The sequence below is a fragment of the Algoriphagus aestuariicola genome, assembly GCF_017254835.1.
GTDB lineage: Bacteria > Bacteroidota > Bacteroidia > Cytophagales > Cyclobacteriaceae > Algoriphagus > Algoriphagus aestuariicola.
On the sequence record NZ_JAFKCW010000001.1, the window covers coordinates 315,161 to 338,577 of the forward strand.

At 43.5% G+C, this 23,417-nt stretch carries 21 protein-coding genes; 10 read left to right on the forward strand and 11 right to left on the reverse strand.

Going from position 1 to position 23,417, the window contains the following annotated elements:
- Position 1: 1 nt before the first annotated feature.
- Positions 2-1,045 (forward strand): sensor histidine kinase, encoded by a 1,044-nt coding sequence (locus tag J0A67_RS01360; RefSeq protein WP_206567476.1) that lies wholly within the window; start codon positions 2-4, stop codon positions 1,043-1,045.
- 155 nt (positions 1,046-1,200) lie between these two features.
- Here the strand turns inward: J0A67_RS01360 and J0A67_RS01365 are convergent, their stop codons facing one another.
- The gene (locus J0A67_RS01365; protein WP_206567477.1) at positions 1,201-2,133 is read right to left on the reverse strand and encodes an alpha/beta hydrolase; all 933 of its coding nucleotides are present in this window, start codon (positions 2,131-2,133) and stop codon (positions 1,201-1,203) included.
- Positions 2,134-2,355: 222 nt separating this feature from the next.
- Here J0A67_RS01365 and J0A67_RS01370 point away from each other — a divergent pair, with 222 nt between their 5' ends.
- The 4 genes from J0A67_RS01370 to J0A67_RS01385 all read left to right on the forward strand — a co-directional run bounded on the left by J0A67_RS01370 (position 2,356) and on the right by J0A67_RS01385 (position 5,370).
- The gene (locus J0A67_RS01370) at positions 2,356-2,922 is read left to right on the forward strand and encodes a Crp/Fnr family transcriptional regulator (RefSeq protein WP_206567478.1); all 567 of its coding nucleotides are present in this window, start codon (positions 2,356-2,358) and stop codon (positions 2,920-2,922) included.
- Between the two features lie 82 nt (positions 2,923-3,004).
- Positions 3,005-3,583 carry an SRPBCC family protein gene (locus J0A67_RS01375; RefSeq protein WP_206567479.1) on the forward strand — a complete coding sequence of 193 codons (579 nt, stop codon included), beginning with the start codon at positions 3,005-3,007 and terminating at the stop codon, positions 3,581-3,583.
- On the forward strand, positions 3,580-4,386 hold the full coding sequence (locus J0A67_RS01380; RefSeq protein WP_206567480.1) for an SDR family NAD(P)-dependent oxidoreductase: 807 nt from the start codon (positions 3,580-3,582) through the stop codon (positions 4,384-4,386). Before J0A67_RS01375 ends, J0A67_RS01380 begins: the two co-directional genes overlap by 4 nt.
- A 165-nt stretch (positions 4,387-4,551) precedes the next feature.
- Positions 4,552-5,370 carry a helix-turn-helix domain-containing protein gene (locus J0A67_RS01385; RefSeq protein ID WP_206567481.1) on the forward strand — a complete coding sequence of 273 codons (819 nt, stop codon included), beginning with the start codon at positions 4,552-4,554 and terminating at the stop codon, positions 5,368-5,370.
- 200 nt (positions 5,371-5,570) lie between these two features.
- On the opposite strand, the gene J0A67_RS01390 is transcribed toward J0A67_RS01385, so the two are convergent.
- The gene (locus J0A67_RS01390) at positions 5,571-6,674 is read right to left on the reverse strand and encodes a serine hydrolase domain-containing protein (protein WP_206567482.1); all 1,104 of its coding nucleotides are present in this window, start codon (positions 6,672-6,674) and stop codon (positions 5,571-5,573) included.
- Between the two features lie 289 nt (positions 6,675-6,963).
- Between J0A67_RS01390 and J0A67_RS01395 the strand changes: the two genes are divergently transcribed.
- Positions 6,964-7,158 carry a zinc-binding dehydrogenase gene (locus tag J0A67_RS01395; RefSeq protein ID WP_262897483.1) on the forward strand — a complete coding sequence of 65 codons (195 nt, stop codon included), beginning with the start codon at positions 6,964-6,966 and terminating at the stop codon, positions 7,156-7,158.
- Between the two features lie 68 nt (positions 7,159-7,226).
- Here J0A67_RS01395 and J0A67_RS01400 read toward each other — a convergent pair whose 3' ends face one another.
- Complete coding sequence (locus tag J0A67_RS01400; RefSeq protein WP_206567483.1) at positions 7,227-7,682, reverse strand: hypothetical protein; 456 nt, start codon at positions 7,680-7,682, stop codon at positions 7,227-7,229.
- Positions 7,683-8,026: 344 nt separating this feature from the next.
- Here J0A67_RS01400 and J0A67_RS01405 point away from each other — a divergent pair, with 344 nt between their 5' ends.
- Positions 8,027-8,407, forward strand: a complete 381-nt coding sequence (locus J0A67_RS01405; RefSeq protein WP_206567484.1) for a DUF2784 domain-containing protein — start codon at positions 8,027-8,029, stop codon at positions 8,405-8,407.
- 207 nt (positions 8,408-8,614) lie between these two features.
- Here the strand turns inward: J0A67_RS01405 and J0A67_RS01410 are convergent, their stop codons facing one another.
- The 8 genes from J0A67_RS01410 to J0A67_RS01445 all read right to left on the reverse strand — a co-directional run bounded on the left by J0A67_RS01410 (position 8,615) and on the right by J0A67_RS01445 (position 18,890).
- Positions 8,615-10,189 (reverse strand): SUMF1/EgtB/PvdO family nonheme iron enzyme, encoded by a 1,575-nt coding sequence (locus J0A67_RS01410; protein WP_206567485.1) that lies wholly within the window; start codon positions 10,187-10,189, stop codon positions 8,615-8,617.
- Positions 10,190-10,195: 6 nt separating this feature from the next.
- Positions 10,196-13,012, reverse strand: coding sequence for a PQQ-dependent sugar dehydrogenase (locus J0A67_RS01415; RefSeq protein ID WP_206567486.1), 2,817 nt, complete (start codon positions 13,010-13,012; stop codon positions 10,196-10,198).
- A gap of 424 nt (positions 13,013-13,436) precedes the next feature.
- Entirely contained in the window at positions 13,437-14,918 is a 1,482-nt protein-coding gene (locus tag J0A67_RS01420) for a phytoene desaturase family protein (RefSeq protein WP_206567487.1), read from the reverse strand.
- A complete protein-coding gene (locus J0A67_RS01425) occupies positions 14,873-15,988 on the reverse strand; it encodes an HTTM domain-containing protein (protein WP_206567488.1) in 1,116 nt (371 codons plus the stop codon). Before J0A67_RS01425 ends, J0A67_RS01420 begins: the two co-directional genes overlap by 46 nt.
- Before the next feature lie 1,104 nt (positions 15,989-17,092).
- Positions 17,093-17,548, reverse strand: a complete 456-nt coding sequence (locus J0A67_RS01430) for an SRPBCC domain-containing protein (protein ID WP_206567489.1) — start codon at positions 17,546-17,548, stop codon at positions 17,093-17,095.
- Between the two features lie 19 nt (positions 17,549-17,567).
- A complete protein-coding gene (locus tag J0A67_RS01435; RefSeq protein WP_206567490.1) occupies positions 17,568-18,218 on the reverse strand; it encodes a DUF6266 family protein in 651 nt (216 codons plus the stop codon).
- 199 nt (positions 18,219-18,417) lie between these two features.
- Positions 18,418-18,633: a hypothetical protein gene (locus tag J0A67_RS01440; protein WP_206567491.1), complete on the reverse strand. Its 216-nt coding sequence runs from the start codon at positions 18,631-18,633 to the stop codon at positions 18,418-18,420.
- A complete protein-coding gene (locus J0A67_RS01445) occupies positions 18,630-18,890 on the reverse strand; it encodes a hypothetical protein (protein WP_206567492.1) in 261 nt (86 codons plus the stop codon). Before J0A67_RS01445 ends, J0A67_RS01440 begins: the two co-directional genes overlap by 4 nt.
- 896 nt (positions 18,891-19,786) lie before the next feature.
- On the opposite strand from J0A67_RS01445, the gene tnpA reads away from it, so the two are divergent.
- The 3 genes from tnpA to J0A67_RS01460 all read left to right on the forward strand — a co-directional run bounded on the left by tnpA (position 19,787) and on the right by J0A67_RS01460 (position 23,406).
- Positions 19,787-20,248 (forward strand): IS200/IS605 family transposase, encoded by a 462-nt coding sequence (gene tnpA, locus J0A67_RS01450; RefSeq protein WP_206567493.1) that lies wholly within the window; start codon positions 19,787-19,789, stop codon positions 20,246-20,248.
- Positions 20,249-21,928: 1,680 nt separating this feature from the next.
- Positions 21,929-22,333, forward strand: coding sequence for a helix-turn-helix domain-containing protein (locus J0A67_RS01455; RefSeq protein ID WP_206567494.1), 405 nt, complete (start codon positions 21,929-21,931; stop codon positions 22,331-22,333).
- 167 nt (positions 22,334-22,500) lie between these two features.
- Positions 22,501-23,406 carry a restriction endonuclease gene (locus tag J0A67_RS01460; protein WP_206567495.1) on the forward strand — a complete coding sequence of 302 codons (906 nt, stop codon included), beginning with the start codon at positions 22,501-22,503 and terminating at the stop codon, positions 23,404-23,406.
- Positions 23,407-23,417: the final 11 nt, after the last annotated feature.

The window sequence follows — 23,417 nt, forward strand, 5'->3', positions numbered from 1 at the left end:
ATTGAATGACGATCTGAACAATTACTTCAATTCGACAATCAACGCGCAGCTTTATGTGGACAAGAATCTTATTCTCAGGAAATTCACCCACTCCGCCATCAAGCAGGTCAACATCAAAGATTCCGATATAGGGAGAGCTGTGAGCGATATATCTAACAATATTCGGTTTTCGACTTTGATGGATGATATCGGGAAGGTCATTGCCAGTTCCGTTACGATTGAAAAAGAGATTCAGACTCTGGATGGCAGATGGTATCAAATGATGGCTTTACCCTATGTCAGGCAACAGGACAACCGCAACGATGGAGTCATTATTACCTTTAATGATATTACAGAAATCAAGAAGGTGCAGGAAAAACTGTCGCAGATAAACGCTGACCATACTACCTTTATATATGCGGTCTCCCATGATTTGAAAGGTCCTATAGGCAATTTGAGTATCATTATTTCTCTTCTGAAAGATGCGATCGATCTCCAGAACGACGAGGTCGCAGAGCTCATAGGTTTGATTGATCGATCCACCAGGAGTATCGATAAGATCATAGAGGAATTGTCAGATATTGCCAAGATAGAGGGCGAAATTGACGAGCAGGACAGGGTTGATGTGAAAGAGCTATTAGCCGAAGTTGAAATGAGTATGACGGATAGACTCGTTCTAACAAATGCGAAAATCAGCTATGATTTAATTGAAACGGAGATCCAATTTTCAAAAAAGAACCTTAGAAGCATCCTGTTTAATATTTTGAGCAATGCCATAAAGTACAAGTCTCCTGACCGGGCTCCTCAAGTAAACATTAGGACGGAGAAATCTGGAAATTTCATCCTTCTTACAATTCAGGACAATGGGTTGGGAATCCCTGAAAATGAAAAACACAGGATATTTGGAGCGTTCAAACGTGCCCATGAGCATGTGGAAGGAAGTGGAGTAGGCCTCTACCTGGTAAAAAAAACAATCACCAATGCCGGAGGCGATATAGAGGTCGAGAGTGAAGTTGGCAAAGGGTCGGTTTTCAAAGTCTATTTTAAAAACCATGAGGTTTCTTGAAAAGCCATTGAGTGGGTCAGGCGGGGAGAGCAGTATAGACAGAAATCCTGGTCTCCCCTTTGATTCAGAAGGCAATCCTCTAACCGCCAGAGGGAATTAACCTACTGGCCTGGTGAGGGGGCAATTTTGCTGAGCTCAGCTTTCAGTCACTCCACCTATTTGGATGCAAGGAACTTGTTTACATCCAGCCAGTGGATAAAGGCATCAAACCAGCGGTTGCTTGTACGGTTGGGATTGCCAAGGCCGAATCCGTGTCCACCATTTTGGTATAAATGGAACTCGACAGGCCGGCCTGCTTTATACCAAGATTCTATGATGCCGGATTGGCCATTGAATAGAAAGTCATCCGTAGCGATCACATTGAACATCGGGGGAGCATCCTTTGGGACTTCTACCGGGCCCATGCCTCCGTAGATTGGGCCGATGAAGGCCAGCTTCATGGTTTTGGAGTGGAGGGTAGAGTGCATTGTCAGCCCGGCCCCGGCTGAAAAGCCGATCATGCCGATTCGGTTGGTGTCCACTCCCCATTCTTTTGCCCGACTCACAATCATGGCATAGGCAGCTTCAGCATCTTCCAACTGGTTGGAAAGGTCGCGCTGGGGTGGTCGTGGAGCAGGAGCGGCATTGCCAGAAGCCTCAGAAGAAGGTGCAGGCGCTGTGCGGGGACGGTTCATCCAGGCGGAAAAATCTTCGAGCGAAGGCGGAGTAGGGTTGAGGCGGTATTTGAGTACGAAAGCGGCGATACCCTGCTTGGCAAGCGCTTCTGCTACTTCCCAGCCTTCATTTCCCATAGACAGCCAACTAAAGCCGCCTCCGGGTGCCACGATCACTGCGGTGCCATTCCCTTTTCCGGGTTCGGGAAGAAAGGGTGTCAAAGTAGCCGTGGAGATGTTTCTCGCCATGGGGTCGCCCCATTGGCGAAACCAAGTCTCCGGTGCGGGTTGATTGTCCACCCCTCCTGTATTGAGCAGGATGGCATTGGGTTCTGCTGGTGCCTCAAGTGGGTAGATGGTGCCGTCTTGGGCAAAGGTCTGTGCAGAAAGAGCCAGAAAAAAGGTAAAAATGGCGAAACGGGATAGTTTAGTCATGGGTTAAGGTTTTTTGGGTTTGAAGAATGGTTAATTTATTGGTTTTCTGGAGAAATGTAATGTGTTTTTTTTGAGATGGATAAGGGAATTTTTGGAATTCGGCAATACTCAATTCAACTTTCAAAAACCTGTGCTTAACGATAAAACACAGGAAGTGCCATCCTTCATTTTTCAGATTGCAGCTAGTATTGAGTAAATTATGCAGAGGTAATAGATGGAAAGATGGATGAATTTAAAACGGCGGTATTAGCCCTTATTGAATCAGATGAGAGTGAGTTGAACCAGTTGGTCTCTTTCTGCAAAACCAAAAATTTCAAGAAAAATGAAGTCCTGAGTCAGCCGGGTAAAGTGCCGCAAGAGGTGTTTTTTATCGTAAAAGGAATTTTGAGGGTGGTGGTAACAGATGCCAAAGGGGTGGATCATACCATTCATTTTGCTTCCGAAAATCAATTTGTAGCCGACTATTCGAGCTTCATGCTTCAGCAGCCTGGGATGTATACCCTTCAGGCTTTGGAACCGATGGAAGTGGTCTCCATGTCCCGACAAGCCATTGATTGGGGTTATCAGTTCATGAGGCAGGGAGATAAATTTGGGAGAAAAGTGGCGGAATTTTACTTTTTATATCAAGACAACAGGGTGAAAAATTACTATTCCAGAAGTCCATTAGAGCGGTATGAGCTTATGGAGACCATCTTTCCCCAGATCCATCAGCGGGTACCCCAGCATATGATCGCCTCCTATCTAGGAATTACCCCTGTTCACCTGAGTCGTTTGAGAAAAGAGCACTAGCAGCTTGACCTAAAGTCTAAACAAATGTTATCGTGCTGAGGCTGAGGTCAAGGATACCTTTGAAGGGTAAACTTATCCTTCTATGAAGACTCTCCTTCTCACCTTTTTTCTTGCTTTGGCTCTTGAGCCATTGTTGGTAAGGGCTCAAACTCAGCCCAATTTAAACTGGCCCTCCGGATTTTCTCCCGAGGAATCCTCCTTTTATGTCGAAAATCAAATCGGAATATTCGGCTCTCCCGCTGAGGTTTGGAGAGAGCTTATCCGGGCAGAGGACTGGTCAAGTTGGTATTCCGGAGCCAGTGACGTTCAAATTCAGGGAGAATCAAAGGAAGAAAGCTTGCAGGCCGAATCCTCTTTTTTCTGGAAAACTATGGGATTGGAATTTATTTCTGAGGTTAGGGAATTTGTGCCTGAGTCAAGGCTGAGTTGGATTTCCTGCAAGAAAAGCATCCAAGGCTATCACACTTGGCTGATTATCCCGACTAGAACTGGCTGTAGGGTAATCACTGCTGAAAGCCAAAATGGCTGGCTTACCACAATGGAAAAGCTATTTCAGCCTAAAAAACTCTACCGTCAGCACGAAGACTGGCTTCAGCAACTAAAGGCTCGCGTTGAGAATCAACAGGAATTAACCGTGTCCGAAGTCCCAAAATTCAAATGAATTTAGTAGAGAGAAATTCCTTTTTAGGAAAATATGGGCCTGTCGCTGTAGTTACAGGGGCAAGTTCGGGAATCGGAAAGGCCATCGCCCTTGAGCTTGGCAAAACCGGATTTGAAGTGATTCTGGTGGGAAGAAATGAATCCTCGCTTTCGAAAGTAAGTAAGGAAATCGAGACCAAGTTTCAGTCGAAAACCAAAATTCTGGTAGCGGATTTGGGTCAATTGGAGGGCAATCAGCGCGTCTTGGATCAGACAATAAATTTGCAAGTTGGGCTGATAGTCCTTTCGGCAGGTTTTGGTACTTCGGGCTGCTTTACAGACAGCGATTTGGAGGAAGAGACGGAGCTGGTACAGGTCAATTGCCTTTCTCCATTGCGGTTAAGTCACGAATTTTCCAAGCGCTTTTCCGATCAGAAAAGAGGCGGGATAATCTTTTTGAGTTCAATTGTGGCATTCCAAGGGGTTCCTTTTGCTTCCCACTATGCCGCCACCAAGGCCTATGTGCAATCCTTCGCAGAGGGGTTAAATCGGGAACTGAAATCAAACAAGATGGATGTGCTAGCCGCAAGCCCCGGACCGGTAGCAAGCGGATTTGCAAGCCGGGCCAAAATGGTGATGGGAAAAACCCTGAAGCCAGAAGATATAGCGTTGCCGATTTTGGCAGCATTGGGAAAAAAAACCACCGTCTTTCCCGGGTTTCTCACCAAATTTTTGACCGGAGCTCTTATGATTTTGCCCCGCTGGGGGAAAGTTCGAGTAATGGAATTGGTGATGGGTGGATTCACCAAACATCAAAGAGTCTAGGTCAATCTCCATGTCCCTGAAAAACCCGGAAAAAAATCCGCAACCTTTTCCGAAGGGTGGTTAAAGCTTGAAACAATCGAGACTCCTAATCGGTAATGTAAGATGTCGCCTAGATGTCGTATCCGAGTCGTTTTAAGTCCTGTCTGTAAACCTCAATTTTGACCAGTGAATTACGGAGCACAAATTAAATCCCAAAGAATCTCCCAAGGATGGACCCAAAGCGAACTTGCCGATCGCTGTGGCGTAACCCTGAGGACTATTCAGCGACTGGAAAAAGGGGAGGTCAGGCCAAGTCTGTTTACCCAAACCAGGCTTCAGGATGTCCTTGGAGTTGGATTTGAGGAGGAGGAAAAAGATCCGGAATTCATGGTAAATGATTCCGTTCAACAAAACTTCTTCAAACGTATGCAGACAGCAATTCCATTCCTTACTTCAAATCGCCGGGTATGGGCAGGCCTTTTACTCCTTGGGCTTGGTTCCTTTTTCTGGAAAAGCCAATTTCAAAACTCCTTCCTCGAAAATGAATCTTACAAATCCATTTCCAAGGGTTTTGAAATCCAGACGGTAAACTGCGGGTCGGAAACCGAGTGTGATATTCAGGTAACCCGAAAAAACGAAAATGGGGAAATCCTTTGGCAAAAGGCTTTTGGTGGGAGTAGCTATGACAAGGCTACAATGGTGCTTGCTACTGCCGACCAAGGGGTCTTGATTTTAGGCTCGACCAGTTCCTTTGGTCAGGGGAATTATGACATTCTGTTGATCAAAGTGAATCAAAATGGCGAGTTTCTTTGGCAAGAAACCTTCGGGGGCTTTTTCAATGAATACGCCAAAAACATTTCCTACCTGGAGTCTGATGCGCAGTACAGGATCGAAGGGAGTCAGCAAACCTGTACCACCCCCAATGTATCGGAGGATTGCGAAATGACTAGATGGAGCTTTCTGATTGACATGAGTGGGAAAGAAGTGGGTAAAATTGCCGGGTAGCCCATGGCAAAAGGAGAAGGATTCTTTTGGTCAAATTGTAAGTTCGACCTAGTTCAGGAATTTTACTCGTCACAGTTGTGCAAAGGTACTTTTCGAATAGCTTAGCCAAGTTGTAGTAGGATTGTTGCCCCTGACAGGATGCTGTATTCCCCATCGGCATAAACATATTTTGGTGGGTGTCATTTTTGTGCGATCAAAAACTACTGAGAATCAAACAAATCATGGTCTGGCCAAGTAGGTCTTGAGTTTATTTCGTCGAAAACAGCTTTCCTTAATTCCACAATTGTGGCGTCGAAGTTTATGGCATTTCCATTGGCAAGAATAGAAAAGCTGAAATTGTCATCTGCTCTCTCCAAAATTGCGGATGTTCCAGCCATTCCACCGGTGTGAAACCAATTGGTAAATCCAAAATACATTTGGGTCAGGTAATATTCATTCAGTAAATCCTCTTTTTGGCCCAATCTGTCGATTCTAGCCATGAACCTGAGTAAGTCTGTCGCTTTAGCTATCCAACCACCTCCTGCATCCATTCGCTTTACATCGATTTCATAAGGAGAGAATTCAGAAGCAGGATTGTAATAGTTCACTTCATTCTCATGTTTTTCTGACATGAACTTTCTTCCAACCTGCATGGAGGTGATGCCGCATGGTTCCAGGATATTTTTCTTGATATAGGCTTCATAGCTTTCCCCACTCACAGCCTCGATTACCCTTCCTAAAATGCAATATCCAAAGTTCGAATAGATCACTGTTGTCCCCGGTTGCTGACTTGGTGGTTTGGTGTCAAGAATATGGCCTATAAGCTGATCCTGTGGATAGTAGATTGGTAGGAACATCGGATCACTCCCGTCGTTAGGCCAGCCGCCAGCCTTGTGCTCCAGCAAATGTCTGACAGTGATGGACTTTATTTCATCCGAATATGGTTTGGTGCCAAAAGTTGTTCCCAAGATCGCTCCTTCCCCAAAAACCTTGCTGTCCAAGTCTAAAAGCTTGTCTTGGGCAAGTTTGTATATTCCGATTGCAGTTATTGGCTTGGAAATACTGGCTATGCGGAAAAGGCTATTGTTTGATACAGGCGTAGAAGATTCAACATCAGCTAACCCATAAGATGCCCGATAGACCAAACGTTCCTCTTTCATTATAGCCAATTGAGCTCCAGGAAGACTATACCTGGTAATGATTTCCTCGATTTTTTTATCTAGTTTTTGAAATTCATTTTCTGATTTGGGCTCAGTTTCTTCTTCGCATCCCCAAAGAATGGCTAGGGAGAGCAACGCAAACGAGAGCTTGAAAAATTTCATCATGATGATCGATTTCTTGTGTAAGGATTTGCACTGAAAAACTGAAATCATTTGAAAAGAAACCGGCATAGTTGAAATCCGGTTTTACCTTGAAAAGCCAATGCGTCATTCAAATTATTGATATTCAATAGATTAATTTACAATATTTACTTCTTGTTATTTGAGTTTTTGCAAATATTATCATCTTGGCTACAATCTAAGACGAAGCCAAAGGGAATTTGGCGCCTACCAAAGCGTTTACAGTGGAGAGGGACCTCTCCTGGTTTTCTAAAGTAGCGACTGGGCTTTTAAGCTGGAGGATTTTGAAAAAGGTAAAGAAACTGGGCTTGGATCGTTTCTTTTCATGAGATCAAGCGGGCAGCAATTGGGCGAATTGACCAAGTTGATCGAAGCCGGAATTATCCTTCCGGTGATGGACCAAGTGTTTCCCTTGAGCGAAATCAACGAGGCAATGAGCTATATCGAGAGTGGTAGAGCCAAAGGCTAAGTGGTGGTGAAGGTGAAGTAGGGACACCCAAAAATGGCAAGGTGAATTTTAAAAATCAGCTCAGAATTTCACCAATCCGCTTCGTCTGAGAACAATTCAGCAGGTTGTTCCCCGGTTTTCATTGGCCAAACACTAGTCAGGATAACGTCCTTATCCACCACTTCGTAGCCCATAATCACTGTCCCCGAACTGCAAAATTCATATTTCAGAAAAAGGTTTTTCTGGTCGTTGTCTCCTAATTTTCTGTACGTTTTAAGAAGCTTGAAATCTTTGGAATCGTCACATTGCCCCTTAAAATATTCCTGAAGGTTTTTTATGAACTTAGCTTTGTTTTGTTCTACGATTTCTTCAGGCAAATTAGTGGGCAAACTCACCAGGTGGGCGGATAATTTTTCGAAACTATCCAGATTGCTGAAAAAGGCTTTTGAATCATTCTCGGCCAGTTCTTCATAGCTTTTCGTCTGACAGCCAATGCTGGCGATAATCAAGCATGCGCAGATCAATTTTCCAAAGGCGATTTTCATGTTCAGATGTTTTAGAATTTAAAAGCAAAAATGGCAAGCAGACTAAGTTAATAATTCAGCTGGGTATAGTCTGCATCTGCACCAAATTATTGCAATCAATTTCTAATTAGTTTTACAAAAAGGATCTTTGATAATCAAGGAGCTCTATTTGTAGCTGGTTTGTTGTAGCCGGAACCTGTCGGGGCAGTCAAAAAAATCTGTCTTCGACCTTTTCCGAAGAATTGAACCAAAGTAAGTAGTGAGGAGTGTAAAAACACTTCTCGTGGGTTTTGATAGGCAGCTAAATTGACGAAACCAATTGCAGGAAAAGATTGTGTTTTAGTTTAGGGCTGAGACAATGAGACATGTGGCTGAATTTACTTGATTACTTTTTGACGGTGCTTCACCTGCTGATAATCGGGTTAAATCTTTTGGGATGGATTTGGCCCACTACGAGGCGATTGCATCTTTGGTGTGTCTTGATGACTGCCGCTTCCTGGCTCGGCTTGGGAATCTGGTTTGGTATAGGATATTGTCCCCTTACCGATTGGCAGTGGCAGGTAAAGTCCAAACTGGGAGAAACAGATTTGCCCAATTCATTCATCAAATATTGGATAGATAGGATGGCTGGCATAGATGCCGATCCGGTGACGATTGACGTGGCGACAGCTATCTCCTTTGCGCTTGTATTCCTGATTGCTATCTATCACAACATCTTGAAAAAACGGAAGCCGAAATCCAGCTAATTCCTTTCCTTCTTAATTATTCCCGGAAGACCCGAAAATAAACTGACTGATGGTGTGACCGAGGCGTTTGGCAAACTAAATCTAGTTAAATGCCAAACCATGGTCAGGCTGGAAATCAAACAGTAGAGGAGTCAATACTTAGACTACGCCTAGGTGGGAGACCTAAGCAAATCTAATGTTAGGCAATGCAAAGGGCTATAAAGATTCCTACCTTAATTCCCTTACCAGCCGAAATCCGACATCATATCCGTTTCCCGGGCCTGCCCCATGAAATAGGTAAGTCGCATTGGTGACGTCTGAGGTAATACTACCGCCTTTTAAAACATGAACCTCGCCTTTAGCGGGTGGGACGGGGCCAGCAAAAATCTCGTTGTTGTAAAAATCTTCCACCCATTCCCAGACATTGCCCAGCATATCATGTACTCCCCAAAGGTTGGGTTCTTTGGTGCCCACAGGCTTTGTGGTTCCTTTATCGGTCTGTTGAATCCAGGCTTTCTCGCGGGTTTCCGTCCAAGATAGCAATTCCTCATTTCCTGCTCTGGCCGCATATTCCCACTCAAATTCTGAGGGTAATCGGTATTTGTAGAGGGTATCCATCGAATTCAGCTTTTTCAAAAAATCCTGGACCATCTCCCAAGTGACATTGTCTACCGGGTAGGATTCCGTAGGCTCTCCCAATTTTTCCTCGTTGAAAAGAGAAGGATTGAAACCCATGACCTTTTCCCATTGCTCTTGAGTCACCTCATATTTTCCAATGAAATAGGGCTGATCCAGACTTACCAAAAAACCTGGTCTGGAGTCCCGTTCAGCCATTTCCTGGCAAAGCTTAAATTCATTTTCAGTCCATTTGCTTTCTTCAGGAATATCCCGGGTATCGGGGAAGCTTGGACATTCAATTTCGATTTTCCCTACCAGCATTTTACCGGGTTCGATCCGGACGAATTCCATCTCGATGCTATCCGGTGCTGAAGGCACGGTCTTTTCGGAAGGAGAAGAACCTGAGGAAATCACCCCCGTTTCCGGTTTGAGTTCTTTGATCAGGATATTCCTAAACTGGTGCGATGCCTCGGGCCGCCAGGAAAAATCACAGCACCGTCCACCCGGAACAGGCTGCAAAGTGGCACTCCAATGCAATTGAAAGGCTATCATTCCTTCCTTCGCATCCCCAATCAAATCGTTCCGCTCCCCTTCTGCATCCCACATTTTTTGGCTGTTTATCCAAAGGGATATTTTGGGTGTATCTCCAGTGAATCGGATCCGAAAACTATTCCAGTCTCCCTTTTTCCAAACTTCTTCGAGATTTTCTATCCGGGCATTGGCAGTCGTTCTTTGCAGTTCCCCGATTAGATTTCCGGTTCCCCGCTCTCCATCTCCGGCCAATTCCAACTGATAGGCCGTCCCACTTTCACTGGATCTGAGGAATATTCCCCCGTTCGTGCCGGGATAGCCTTTAAACTCAAGGGATAACTCAAAGTCCCGGTATTTTTTATCCGTCAGGATAATCCCACCCTGTCCGTAAGGATATTGCTTCATAACCAATGCCCCATTCTCGACAAAGAAATTGCCCATGGTGCCATGATGGTTGGTTTTGCTGATGTGCCAACCGGCTAGATCTTTCCCGTTGAAAATGGGGCCAAATTCTTGGGGATTGGGTACCTGTTGCGCAAAACAGAAATTGCAGACCAACAACAAGCATAACACCACTGACATTCTCCCGATCAAATTCGGGCTAGGAAGGGAAATAGGAAGCTTGATTTGCAAGGGTAGAGTAGTTTTCGCCATTAGGATTTATTTGATAAACTCGATTCCCGTCATCATAACCAAGGCATCGCTTCCCTTTGCCGCGGGATTTTTTACTACGATGTATAGGTCATGGATTCCTTCTGCCTCTGACACATCGATAATGGCAGGAGCGCCCATTGCTTCCCCAAAGAAAGGGCCTTTTTCACCTTTTGGTGCTGCAGGTATGGTAAATGGCTCACCAACCAAACGTCCATCGGGACTTCCCAATCTGATCTCTATGGTGGCCCCCACAAAATGGGACCAGTGCCAAAACCTGTTCGGAGCACCGATTTTTACCTGATTGATTCCCGTCAGGTCAATCTTGTTAAATCCAATGTAACCGCCTTTTCCTGTAAATATGAATCCCGGATCATTGGTGGAAGGCGTATAGGATATCCCGGTTTCTGAGAAGAGATCTGCATCTTCGGGCGCCAAAATAGGAAACCTAAGCAGAAAGTAGTCGGCGCCGGATAGCTCCAGGCCTTCTGTCTCATTTGAACCTCCGTCCGTATAGCTTGCCAAAAATACATAGGAGCCCATCTCCAAAGGAGTGCGGAAATAAGAATCCAGCCTTCCTCCGCGTCCCTTCTTTTCATAGGCTTGGGTCTGGTATTTTCCCGAGCTTCCCAAACGAATGCTGGTCGCGTCTTCAATATTGATCTCCAATATATAATCGATGATTTGAGAGATTTCAGGGCTACTTAGGGTTGGCTGGGGAGGCATTGCGATATCGCCCCATTTGCCCGATCCACCTTCTGCAATGCTTTTGGTCAGTATTTCATAGGCCTTTGGATTTCCTCGATACTTCAGGGCAACATCCTGAAAAGCTGGACCGACCAATTTTTTGGTCTCAGTATGGCAGGAGACGCAATTGTACTTTTGTACCAAGGCTTTTGCATTTAGGTGTTTTAATTGGGTGTCAGTATTCAGCTCACCTTGCTTGTTCAGGCGCTCCAATTGCGGATAACCCATGCCGGAGGGAATGTATTGGGCCGTGACTAGGACTTTGTCTTTTTCGATGCTGCCATCGGGATCTGTGACAGAAACTTCATAGCGGATGATGGCATCCGGGAAGTAAAAACTTTGGTTTCCTTCCACTAGCTTGAATTTTACCTGGGGTTTGCTGTTACCGACAGTGACAACGAAGGAATCCGAGGAAGTAAGCCCGCTGGGATCAGCTATTTCCAGTTTGACCTCATACTTCCCTTCCTCTTCCAGTTTTGATGTAGGGTTGGCTGTTTCGAAAGTCTGTTGAGTATTACCATCGATCTTTTTGACAGTCCATTGATATGTCAGAGGATCACCGTCCAAATCAAGGCTTCCTTCTGATGACAGTTGTAATTCCAGGGGAGCCTTTCCATCCATTGCAGATGAACTGGCTGCTGCGATGGGTGCTCTATTTCCGGCATTGTATTCAATTCTGGATATTTTCCCCGATCCTCCTATCCCATATTCTACCAAATACAAATCCCCGTTTGGACTGAAATCCATATCCAAAGGCTGGCTGTGGGTGTGCATTTCCGCAGGAAGAAACCGCTCAAGGGAAGTTACCTTGGAGCGATCTTCATCCATTTCTATCACCATGATAAAATTGCGGACGTAATCGGTGACAAACCACTTGCCTTCAAAGTACTTAGGAAATACCCTTTCGGCCGTTTCAGAAAAATCAGCCTTCCTAAATATTGGTCCACCCACCGCTGAACGTGCTGCACTTCCAAGAATTGGCCACTCTTCTGACACCTGATAAGGATAGGCGATCAGTGCCGGCTGAGCAGGAGGGAGGATTTTGAGTCCAGTATTGTTGGGGGAATCGTTATAGCTGGAGTCGGGATCATAGGCTTTTCCATAATTCCCGGTGCTGTAGTCATAACTCTTGTAAGCTCTGTTGTAGCCAATAAAGTAGGGCCAACCAAAATTTCCGGCTCTTTTGGCGACGTTGAACTCATCATAGCCCATCGGCCCTAATTCCTCCGAATCCACTCCTGCATCCGGTCCAACCTCCCCCCAGTGCAGGTATTGGGTTTTGGAGTCAATGGATACCCGCCATGGGTTTCGGTTGCCCATGATATAGATCTCAGGCAATGTATTTGGGCTACCCTGGGCAAACAAATTGCCTTCGGGAATGCTGTAGCTGCCATCGGATTGAGGCTTTATCCGAATGATGGTTCCCCTCAGATCATTCGTATTCCCGGCGGTACGTGCTTCATCTTGCCCTCTTCCACCTTCATTAGTAAATGGAAGTGGGGAATATTGGGTAGCATGCGAGTCTGCTCCGATGCTGAGGTATAGATTTCCCCCATTATCCCAAGTCATTCCGCCCCCGAAATGCGAACCATCCGGCTGTTCCCAGGGAATTGTCAGGATGATCTTTTCAGTGGCTATATCCAGCTTGCCATCATTTTCCAATTCAAATCTGGAAAGTCGCATGGCCTCTCCCTTGTCCGCTTCCGCCGAATAGAAAAGATACAGCAGTTTACTTTTTTCAAATTCCCTGTCCAACAATATCCCGATCAATCCGGGCGCAGGCGCTTTGGCAAGATTCAGTTTTCCCAAGAGTTCAACAGATCCGGTGTTTTCATTGAACCTTTTGACCTGACCAATTCGCTCAATCCAATACACCTGTCCACTTTTGTCAAATTCCAGTTGCAGGGGTTCTTCCAAGCCTTCCACCACCACTTTCTGGGTGAATCGACTCTCCTCAGGCCGAATAGCTTCCTCGTTCGTGGGTGTTTCTTTACAGGCAATTCCCAGTCCCAAAATCAGGATCAACACCAACTTCAATCCTGGATACGAATGGGGCGACGGTGACTTGGACATATTCATTGAGGAAACCTTGGCAAATGGGAATAGGTGTCAAAGGTCGAATTTGTGATTGGAATAGAAAAAGGATAACTGATAGCCGGCAATTTGTTGAACCTGCTTCTATATCAGTGCTTGTGATATTTCGACGCACCCAATTTTTGTTTGGCTAATTTTTTATCTCTAGCGAAAAGCAAATTCGTTTTGAAATAATAAAGGCAGCATCGAGCATCAGAGTAACTTTAATAAAGCTTTTTAACCAAAGGCAAGCTTGCAGCACGGACAAACCACGATCAGACACGTGTCCTTTTATCTCCCCTATGCCTGTTTTTTCAAAGATCTGGGGGATAGGAGCCCCAAAGATGCTTCGTCGCGATTACCTCACTTTTCCAAGTATTATGATTCAACAGGATTGGATTTCGATTTTATTAATCTCTGGCTTTCAAAATCACCCTAGATATTTCAATACTGCCTGAGCGGCATGATAGCCACACATCCCATGAACCCCACCACCTGGAGGGGATGATGAACTGCATATAAAAAAGGAGGTATCAGGAATTCTATAAGGGTCAAAAAGATTAGCCGGTCGAGTAAAGAGTTGTCGAAGATCTTGTATGCCACCGTTTATATCACCTCCAATATAATTGGGGTTATAAGCCTGCATCTCTACAGAATTCATCTTTTTACGGAAAAGAATCAGATCCTTAAAACCTGGTGCAAATCGCTCGATTTGGTCTTCAATAGGCTGGGTCATATCCCTAGTTGAACCGTTGGGGACGTGGCAATATGCCCAAACCGTATGCTTCCCGTTAGGTGCTCGAGTTTGGTCGAAGAGGCTCTGCTGTGCCAGCAGCACAAATGGTTTTTCGCAATGCTTACCTTCAAATACCTGTCGTTCAGCCTGGGCGATTTCTTCAAATGTCCCGCCAATATGGACGGTGCCTGCTTTTTTACAATTTTCATCTTTCCAAGGAATGGGTCCATCAAGGGCTATATCAAGCTTAAATATTCCTGGACCATAGCGGTAACGCTTTAATTTTTTCACATAAAAATCAGGTATTTTACTTTCGGCAATGGCTAGGATTTGCTTTGGCGTAATGTCAAAGAGAACAGTGGTGGCATCTGTCAATTGCTCCACAGATGTGACCATATTCCCTGTTTCTATTTCACCTCCCAAAAATGTAAAATGGTCAGCTAAAGCATTGGAGAGTGCTTGGGAACCACCTTCTGGTAATGGCCAGCCTACCACATGACCTGCGGCTCCCAAAATCAATGTTATGGCTGATGTAGCTATGTTGTCAAGCGGCTGTATGGAGTGGGCTGCGAGACCTGCCAAAAGTGCGCGGCTTTGCTTTTCTTTAAATTTTGAATTTATAAGTGACTCTGCGGACCTAATGGCATTCAAACCAAATTTTGCCACCTTAAGTGGATTTTTAGGCACTGGATTAAAGGGGCCTAGTAAGTCCGGCAGTAAGGCGTTGAAATCCTTAATGATCGGCTTGAATAGCTTTAGATATGCGTCTCCATCTATGCCTAGTCCGTTTGCAGTCTTATGAATGTCAAGATCCATAATGACGGCAGGTAGATCATCTAGAGGATGAGCAACTGGAAAGGGAGGCGTAATCCATTTGAGGCCGTATTGGTGTAAAGGCAGGGAAGCGAAAAAAGGCGATGCTAGAGCCATGGGATGAATGGCAGAGCACACGTCATGTTTGTATTCCGGCAGTGTCAGAAATTTTGTTCGGGCACCCCCACCAACGCTATCGCTACCCTCGATAATTTTAACCTTTTTCCCTTTTTGAGCGAGAACAATTCCAGCAGCAAGCCCATTTGGACCCGATCCTACGATTACTGCGTCGTATTTCTTTGTTTTATTTACAGCTATCAAATGCTTTTTATTTCTACTGTTGTTGGGATTTTTTTTGACCATTCAGTTCTAAGCTGTCTGAAAATAGCATACACATACCAAATAAAAATGCATACCATAATTACTAAGCTAGTGATGTTTGAGTCAATATTTAGGATGTAAGCGAGACCAACTATATTTAGAGGAATCTCATAAAAAAACCATAGTATGAAATATAGTCCGAAACTTCCTATTAAAATCATCAGCCAATTCGGATAAGTCCATTTAAGGTTGATCTTTTTCTCAAAAATATAATCATAGGGCAAGAACAATAGGTAAATCGGCAGATTGCCAGAAAAATTAATGTTCATGATTAGCAGATTCATAATGTGAAAGAATAATGCGAGAACGATGTACCAAGAGAGAAATCTCTTTTTAAAGAGCAGGAGCAAGAACGCTAGCTCAAATAGAACGCCCACGTAATCGAATAATTCCCAAATGAATACAGATTCGATTTCTAAAAACAAAGGAGCTAGGAGCTCTTGACGCTCGCTTATGAAATAGTCACTTATAAAACGAGCTCTCACCGCTTGTGTGTCTAAAGAAAGCCAATCACTAGTCAACTTTGGCATGCCAGCAGCGAACATGCCAAATACCAGAATACTTGCTAAAATAAAAATGGGCCATCCTGCTAGATTGATTTTCCTTTTTTTAAGGGCTTTATCAATGGAATATTCAGAACCCCAGCCGGCTATTCCCAAGAGCAGGGGGATCCAAAGCGTCACCATCCAAGAATGGTCTATTTTGCCAAACGAAAACTTTAATGTAAAAAGGATAAGGTATAAAATAGTCAATCCTATTGAGCAGAACCTTGTAAATAGGCCGAAAAGAACACAGAAATGAAAGAGAACAAGCAAGGATGAAAAAATACCAAAAATATAGGCGGGCGGTAGGCCATCAAGCAATTGCGCATAGCTTAAAGCTGGTGGCTGAAAGATCAGATCAGGATACTGTCCAAGATATCTAAAATCAGGAATGCCGAGTACAAAAATTATCAGTATGCTGAATACTATTCTGTAAATCCCCAAGGCTTTTGGATCCATTCGATATTCATCGAAAATCAAATGATCAATATGATAAAGTATTTTATTCATTGGGATTCAATTCTATGTTGAAATAGTTGATCAAAGTCCTATCATTTTTTAATTCGTTCGTCTCCAGATTATAGCTGTGTTGAACCTCTAATATTGAGATTCTTGAGAATTCTTTGTCTGGGATGTTTTTGGCCAAGTTTTTTGAAAGCCATTCTTCAAAATCTTTTTTTTCAGGCGTTCGTGCTTGATCATTTTGGTACTTATCCGCTATTAAATCGAGTGTTGGCTTTTTGAAACTGATATCTGGGAGGAATTGGTCTAGTGGATACATGACGCTATCCCCTTTTCCACTACTGTGAAGATAAATTTCGTACTGGTCGAAATTTTTTATTCCCCCTGTTTGAACTTTTCCTCCGAAGCCGGGAAATCGAAAAGTCGGATAGGGCTCGATTTTAAAGTGAAACATGAGCCCGGCCTGAACAAAAAGTGCGGCCCAAAAAAGTAGAACTATGGATCTTATCGTCGCCTTTTTCATTACGTGGAAATTTGAGACTTATAGGACTTTATTTATGGTTTATTAGTCTACCTCTACCTAAATTAACCGCTGTTGTCTGATGAAAAAAAGTAGCTGCAGGGGAGTGGTTAGTTTGAAAATGAATTAATGGCGATGCAGCCAATAATTGTTTGGGTGATATTTGAACGATAAATCCCCTTGGTTCACAAGTCGTTGAGAGAAACTGAGCGGGCTTGTAAGCCATGACTGGGTTCTATCGGAGATGATGTCGGAAACGCGTTTAACAATTGTTTAATCAGACAAAAAGACAGGTCAAAGAGCTAAAGCTTAGTTTGAAACGAATATACTAACGAAAATTCAAAATCCATCAAAAAAAACGTATTTCATACTATCTTTTTTGAATGAAACTCTTTTCAGAATCCCCAGCCCCTTGCCTCAGCCTACTTGGGCGCGGGACGAAGTATACCTTAGCTCTTTTTTTGGTTTGATTTAAATATATGGGGTGCTGTCTTTCTAAGCAATAGATCATACGGATTTTTCGCCTCTGAAATATTACTGTAGAATGCTCGAACTCTGGGGTTTTTGAGGGGGCCGACATTAAACTACGCTCGGATGGGGGAGCAGTGCTCAATCATCTTTTTGTTTTTCATTCAGTGCTCAGCAAAGGACTTAATCTGCCCCAAGATATTCACCAGGGAATTTTCTGAGCTCGATCTGCTTTGCTCGTCTACAAAGCCTGTTTGGCTCCAAGTGAGTTTCGAGGCCTTGCTGTCAATTTTTTCGATGTGATAGCTGACGATGGAATAGTTTTCGGGTTTGTCTTCCAATCCACAGAAGCCACTCCAATAGCGGTATTTCAGGGATTCCGGCTCATTGCATTCGACGACAATACCCTTGTCAATGAATACCTGGTTATCAAATTTGATCCTAAAAAGGATAGCGCTGCCGGGTTTCCAGTCTGTGATCGTTTCTGCGCCAAATAAGTACTGACTTATCCAGGTCGGATCTGTAAGTATCCCCCAAACTATCTCAGGACCAGCATTGATGGCTATGGATTTTGAGGAAATCAGGTTATTGTCAAGTTTCAAATCGTTCAATTGAATCATTGTTTATTGAAAACCAAAATCACACCCTACCAAGATACACTGAATCGGAAAGGATGGAAGTCTGGGTCTTTCCATTCGTTTGACTGAAAGCAAGATAGACGTGCCAGGACTTAACCGATTGCTCCGAAGTCAATTCGAGTACTGCCCGGCCGTCATTTCTGCGGAATTTACTTTTCGGCCAGATATGTGTTTTTTCCTCTGGGCAATAGCACAAAATAAATGTCTCGTCTGATGCCCGGGCTTTTCCTTCGGTGGAGTTGTCCGACCAGGTGATTTCAATCGAATTTCCGTTTCTATGGACTTGGGGGTTTTCAGGCCCAAGCAAGTTTCCCTTGCTAACCCTCAGAAATGCCGGATCGATTCCGGGATCCCGCGTGTGATTATAGCCCTTGTTGTTAATTTCAGAATAGGCCCAGTGCATTCCTTTTTTGCTTTGGGTAAGGAATTCCTGATAGCCAAAGTCCAGCGCCTGTTTGATGGGTTTGAGGAAGGCGTTGATAGTTTTGAGTTTTTCCCGCTGAATCAACTGAAGAGGACTTGGATGATTCTTGTTTTTGTGATTTGAAGCTGGTCTGCTGCGAACCACCGTTTTGCCATTAAGGGTGTAAAAAACCAGATTTCCGATTTTGCCCTTGGGCAGGATCACGTTGGAGTTGGGTAGAGTAGCCATAGGCTTAAAAATCTATAGGTTAAACAAATCCAGAATCAAACTAAAGAAAACAATCAAAAAAACAAAATACCTCACATTATAATGAATAGATATACAAGGTGTTAGCCTAGTGTTTGTTTAGGTTATTAGCCTAGGTAACACCTATCAGAAACCTAAAAGAAAACTATCGTAACCCTAAATAAACCAACTGGACTTAAATTCACTTTTCGGGCTTTGTAGTTGATGGGATGTTTTCCGAAAACCAGTTCCAAAGTAGCTCAAAAAAGAATAGTCGGATGGCAGGATCTTCGCCTTCCATGTGCTCACTTAAGTAGCAAATCCAACCTTTATGCATTTCCCACAGATACTTCTGGATAGTTTCGGGATCGTGAAGTTCAAAGAGCTCCTTGCCGGGAGTAGGTGTCAAAGGCTTCATGGCAAGTGGGATTTGAGATTTTGGGTTGCAGAGAGTTCCAGTTTTTTGTTCTCCTGGATCAGAAGGGTAACATGATCTATACACTGTTCTTCCGTTTCCCATTCCTTACTTATTGCTTCCACCAATTTTCTGTTCATTTCCAGGGCCTGAAGAAGCAGTTCGGTGATCACTTTTGATTCAGAGGAGTATGTGACATTCACCTCGCCGCCAAAGGACATCACAGAATTGTTGATATTAGAGATGTGGATGAAACTCATGGTGTTTTTTAATTGGTTCGCCCGAAAATTGGGCGGACAAGGACTTCTATCCCATTCTGTGCGGGGATGAATTAGAAAAAAGGCGGAATAAAATATTCGGTTTGGTTCCTACGTCATTGCGAGGGATCGTTTTTGACTAGCAAGTTATTTTTGAGCCTTTCGATCCCGAAGCAATCTTTTGGTAGGCATGGGATTGCTTTCAAAAAAAGGGATTGGAAGCCGTACCTCTCGAGGATATTGGGTTATGCTGATGAAATAATATCCTCCCTACGGGACTTTCCCCAATTTATCGTCAAACTTGTCTCCAGAGGTTAAAACCTCTGGCTAGGAGATGGGTCGTCCCTACGGGAGGGGCGAGCGTTAAGGATTTGTCCGGTGGACAAATCTAGCGAGCAGCTAGCTTGCAGGGTGGGGGATTTACTGTAGAACAATGCCGTAGGCATTACCGATCAGGTAGCCAGCCATGGGTGGTGAGCGGAGTCGAACCATTAATGGCTGGTTTAATGGATGTTTTGTGTTTTGCCAAAATGCCGTAGGCATGGCCGATATAGGATTTAAAATATCAGGATTTGTTTAATAGCGTTTGAATGGATATCGGCCGTCCCGATGGGACTTTCCCCAATTTATTGTCAAACTTGTCTCCAGAGGTTAAAACCTCTGGCTAGGAGATGGGTCGTCCCTACGGGACTGTAAAGGATTATTTTTTAGTGGACAAATCTGGCGAGCAGCCAGCTTGCAGGGCGGGATAGGTCAATTCAGAATTAATGCCGTAGGCATGACCGATTATCTAGCCAACCATTTCAATGGCTGGTAAAAAGGAATGAGGAGTTCATAAAAATGCCGTAGGCATGGCCGATATTGGTTAAATTAGTTTTAGAATTAACGATTAAACTACCATGCCGAATACCTATTCAAAGATGTATTGCCAGGCAGTCTTTGCGGTTAAATACAGAAAAGCAGTTATTGAAGATTCCTTCAAAAGCGAGCTGTACGGAGTAATTGGAAATCTGATCAACGAGACTGGGGCAAAGACGCTAATCGTCAACGGACATTTTGACCATGTTCATTGTCTTTTCCGGTTTTTCCCGAAACATTCTGTTTCCGAAATAATGAAGAATGCCAAATCCAAATCATCCAAGTGGTTAAACGAATCAAAGTTGCTTGAACACAGATTTGAATGGCAATCGGCTTTTGGTTCCTTTACCTACAGTGAAAAAGAGATTGCTACTGTTTTTGACTATGCGAAAAATCAGGAAACCCATCATCAGAAAATGACCTTCAAAGAGGAATATCTTATGATGTTGAAGGCCCATAATGTGGAGTTTTTGCCAGAATATCTCTTTAAAGAATTGGAATAGAATATCGTCCGTCCCAATGGGAATGGCGAGCGTTAAGGATTTGTCCGGTGGAGAAATCCGGCGAGCAGCCAGATTGTAGGGTGAGATGTGTCTATTTAGATATAATGCGGATAAAATTATTTCGTCCGTCCCTACGGGACTTTGCCAGACTCTATTGTCATTTCAAATTCCAGAGGTTGAAACCTCTGGCTAGGATATCGGCCGTCCCTACGGGACTCTGTCTGGATATATGGCCAACCTAAATCCAACCGTTAAAACCTCTGGCTAGGAGATGGGTCGTCCCTACGGGAGGGGCGAACGTTATGGATTTTTCTACTGGACAAATCCAGCGAGTAACTGCTTTCAGGGCGGGGTATTATCCGGAAAAAATGCCGTAGGCATGACCGATACTTTAGCCAGCCATTTTAATGGCTGGTTTAATGGATGTTTTTGTGGTTTTCCAAAATGCCGTAGGCATGGCCGGTATAGGATTTAAAAAATCAGGATTTGTTTAATAGCGTTTGAATGGACATCGGCCGTCCCGATGGGACTTTTCCAGAGGTTAAAACCTCTGGCGAGGAGATGGGTCGTCCCAATGGGAATGGCGAGCGTTAAGGATTTGTCCGGTGGAGAAATCCGGCGAGCAGCCAGATTGTAGGGTGAGATGTGTCTATTTAGATATAATGCGGATAAAATTATTTCGTCCGTCCCTACGGGACTTTGCCAGACTCTATTGTCATTTCAAATTCCAGAGGTTGAAACCTCTGGCTAGGATATCGGCCGTCCCTACGGGACTCTGTCTGGATATATGGCCAACCTAAATGCAACCGTTAAAACCTCTGGCTAGGAGATGGGTCGTCCCTACGGGAGGGGCGAACGTTATGGATTTTTCTACTGGACAAATCCAGCGAGCAGCCAGGCTGTAGGGTAGGGAATATTTCTCGGTGGACAAATCCAACGAGTAACTGCTTTCAGGACGGGATATTATCCGGAAAAAATGCCGTAGGCATGACCGATACTTTAGCCAGCCATTTTAATGGCTGGATTTAAAAGATGATTGAATGTTTTTGGAAAATGCCGTAGGCATGGCCGATATCAAGAATTTAGAATTCAGAAATGGCTGTCAAACTAAGCAGTAAAGACGAAACCCAGCGTCATTGCGAGGGACCATTCTGATTATCAAGTCATTTTTTCGGATTTTGATCCCGAAGCGATCTTTTGAGGCTTTTCATTTCTTTGTTCTTTTTTCTTGATAAAAAAGAACGAAAAAATCAAGATTTGCCCTGCCCTGCAAGCTGGCCCCTCGCTAAATCAGTTCACTGAACTGATTCTTAACGCTCGGTCCTTACCGCACGAGGCCGGTCGCCGGCGCTCCCCTTCAAGCTGGCCCAAGCCTAAAAATGTCCACTGGACATTTTATTGACGGCTTGTCCCATCAGGCCACCGCGCCCTTCTTATCAATAGTTTGTGCTAGGAGGGCGAACTCAGACGTAATTTCGGAACTTGGCGGCTAATCAATGGCAAAATCCTGCCATCTCTAAATTATTACTAACAGCAATGACGCATCACTCTTCCCGACACTTTTTTCCTGAAAAAATGACGCATCCCGGCCATTCCCTTGCCGTTCTCTGTCCTAAGGAATAAATTAGTCCAAAGACTTTGGGGAGATTTTCCTAATTTCCCTTTCTAATACTTCAGACTATGAACGAAAAGATCCACCACGGCCGGAATATCAAGCGATTCAGAGAGATGATGGGCATCAAGCAGGAAGCCTTGGCACACGAACTCGGAGAAGACTGGTCCCAGAAGAAGGTCAGCCTGCTGGAGCAAAAGGAAGAAGTGGAGGAGGAGCTCTTGCGTCAGGTCGCCGAGATCCTGAAAGTTCCGACGGAGGCGATTAAAAGTTTTAATGAGGAAACCGCCATCAATTTTTTTAATTCGTCATTTAATGGTCAATTCAGCGGTGTTAATTATCATACCACATTCAATGTGAATCCGATTGAAAAATGGGTTGAGGCACTTGAAGAAAATAAAAAGCTTTACGAGCGACTGCTTGAATCTGAAAAAGAGAAGATGGAATTGTTGAAGAGGATGTTGGAGAAATAAAGACCAATAATCTTGGGGAAAATGGCCTTTCTGTTATTCAGGTAGGCTTTTTTGTTTGAAAAGGGTTTGATCCCCTTTAGGGTATATACTACAACACTACATCCAATCTGAATGAAATCATATTTTCTTAGTTTAGATGTATGATCCCCACAAGCCAAACAATCGAAATGATAATAGATTTTAAAGAAATACCAAAGGCAAATTCATTTGATGGTAATCAAGATGTTTTTGAAAATTTTGCAAGAGATTTTTTTGAAGCAATTGGTTATCAAATTATTGAGTCACCTTCTAGAGGGGCTGATCGTGGTGTGGATCTGAAAATTAGAGAGTTAAGGAAAGGAATAAGTGGTGTGACAGAAATTGTCTGGCTAGTAAGTTGCAAACATTATGCTTACTCAGGAGCTTCAATCAGCCCAAGGATAGAACAGAATATTTTAGACAGAGTTAAATCTAATTCATGTCATGGATTTATTGGGTTTTATTCCACTATAGCATCAACTGGTCTTAATCAGAATTTAAAAGGCCTAGCTTCACAGATTGAGTATCAGGTGTTTGATAGGGAAAAAATTGAAAGGGAAATTGTAGGAATACGATGTATGGAAAATTTATTTTTAAGATATTTTCCAAAATCATATAAAGAATGGAAAAGTGTTTATTATTATACTGAACCTGTTGGTTTACTCGACTACTTTTTAGATAAAGAATTCTCAAGCGAGAAAGAATTATTTTTAGAAATTTGTGGTTCAACTGGGAATATTTTGAAAGATTTCCGAAGTAGTAATTCTTTAACAGAGTTTGTTCAGAAAAAAAGTATTTCTATTATAAATATTGATAATCTTACAGGGATTCTATTTAATTCTACCATTCCATTCGGACAAGTTGTGGATTTTGTTTTGCCAGATTTAGTTAAAAGAGCCCATGAAATTGACGTAATTGGAAAGCCTTTATTATTAAGTATTATGCTTAATGATAAAGGTTCCTATATTCTTTATCCTAGCTATTTAATGTTGGATGAAAATAAATTGAAAATTCTAAATAGACTCTTTTCTAGAGTTAAGGAATTAATGGGTTAGTCTTATTTCAA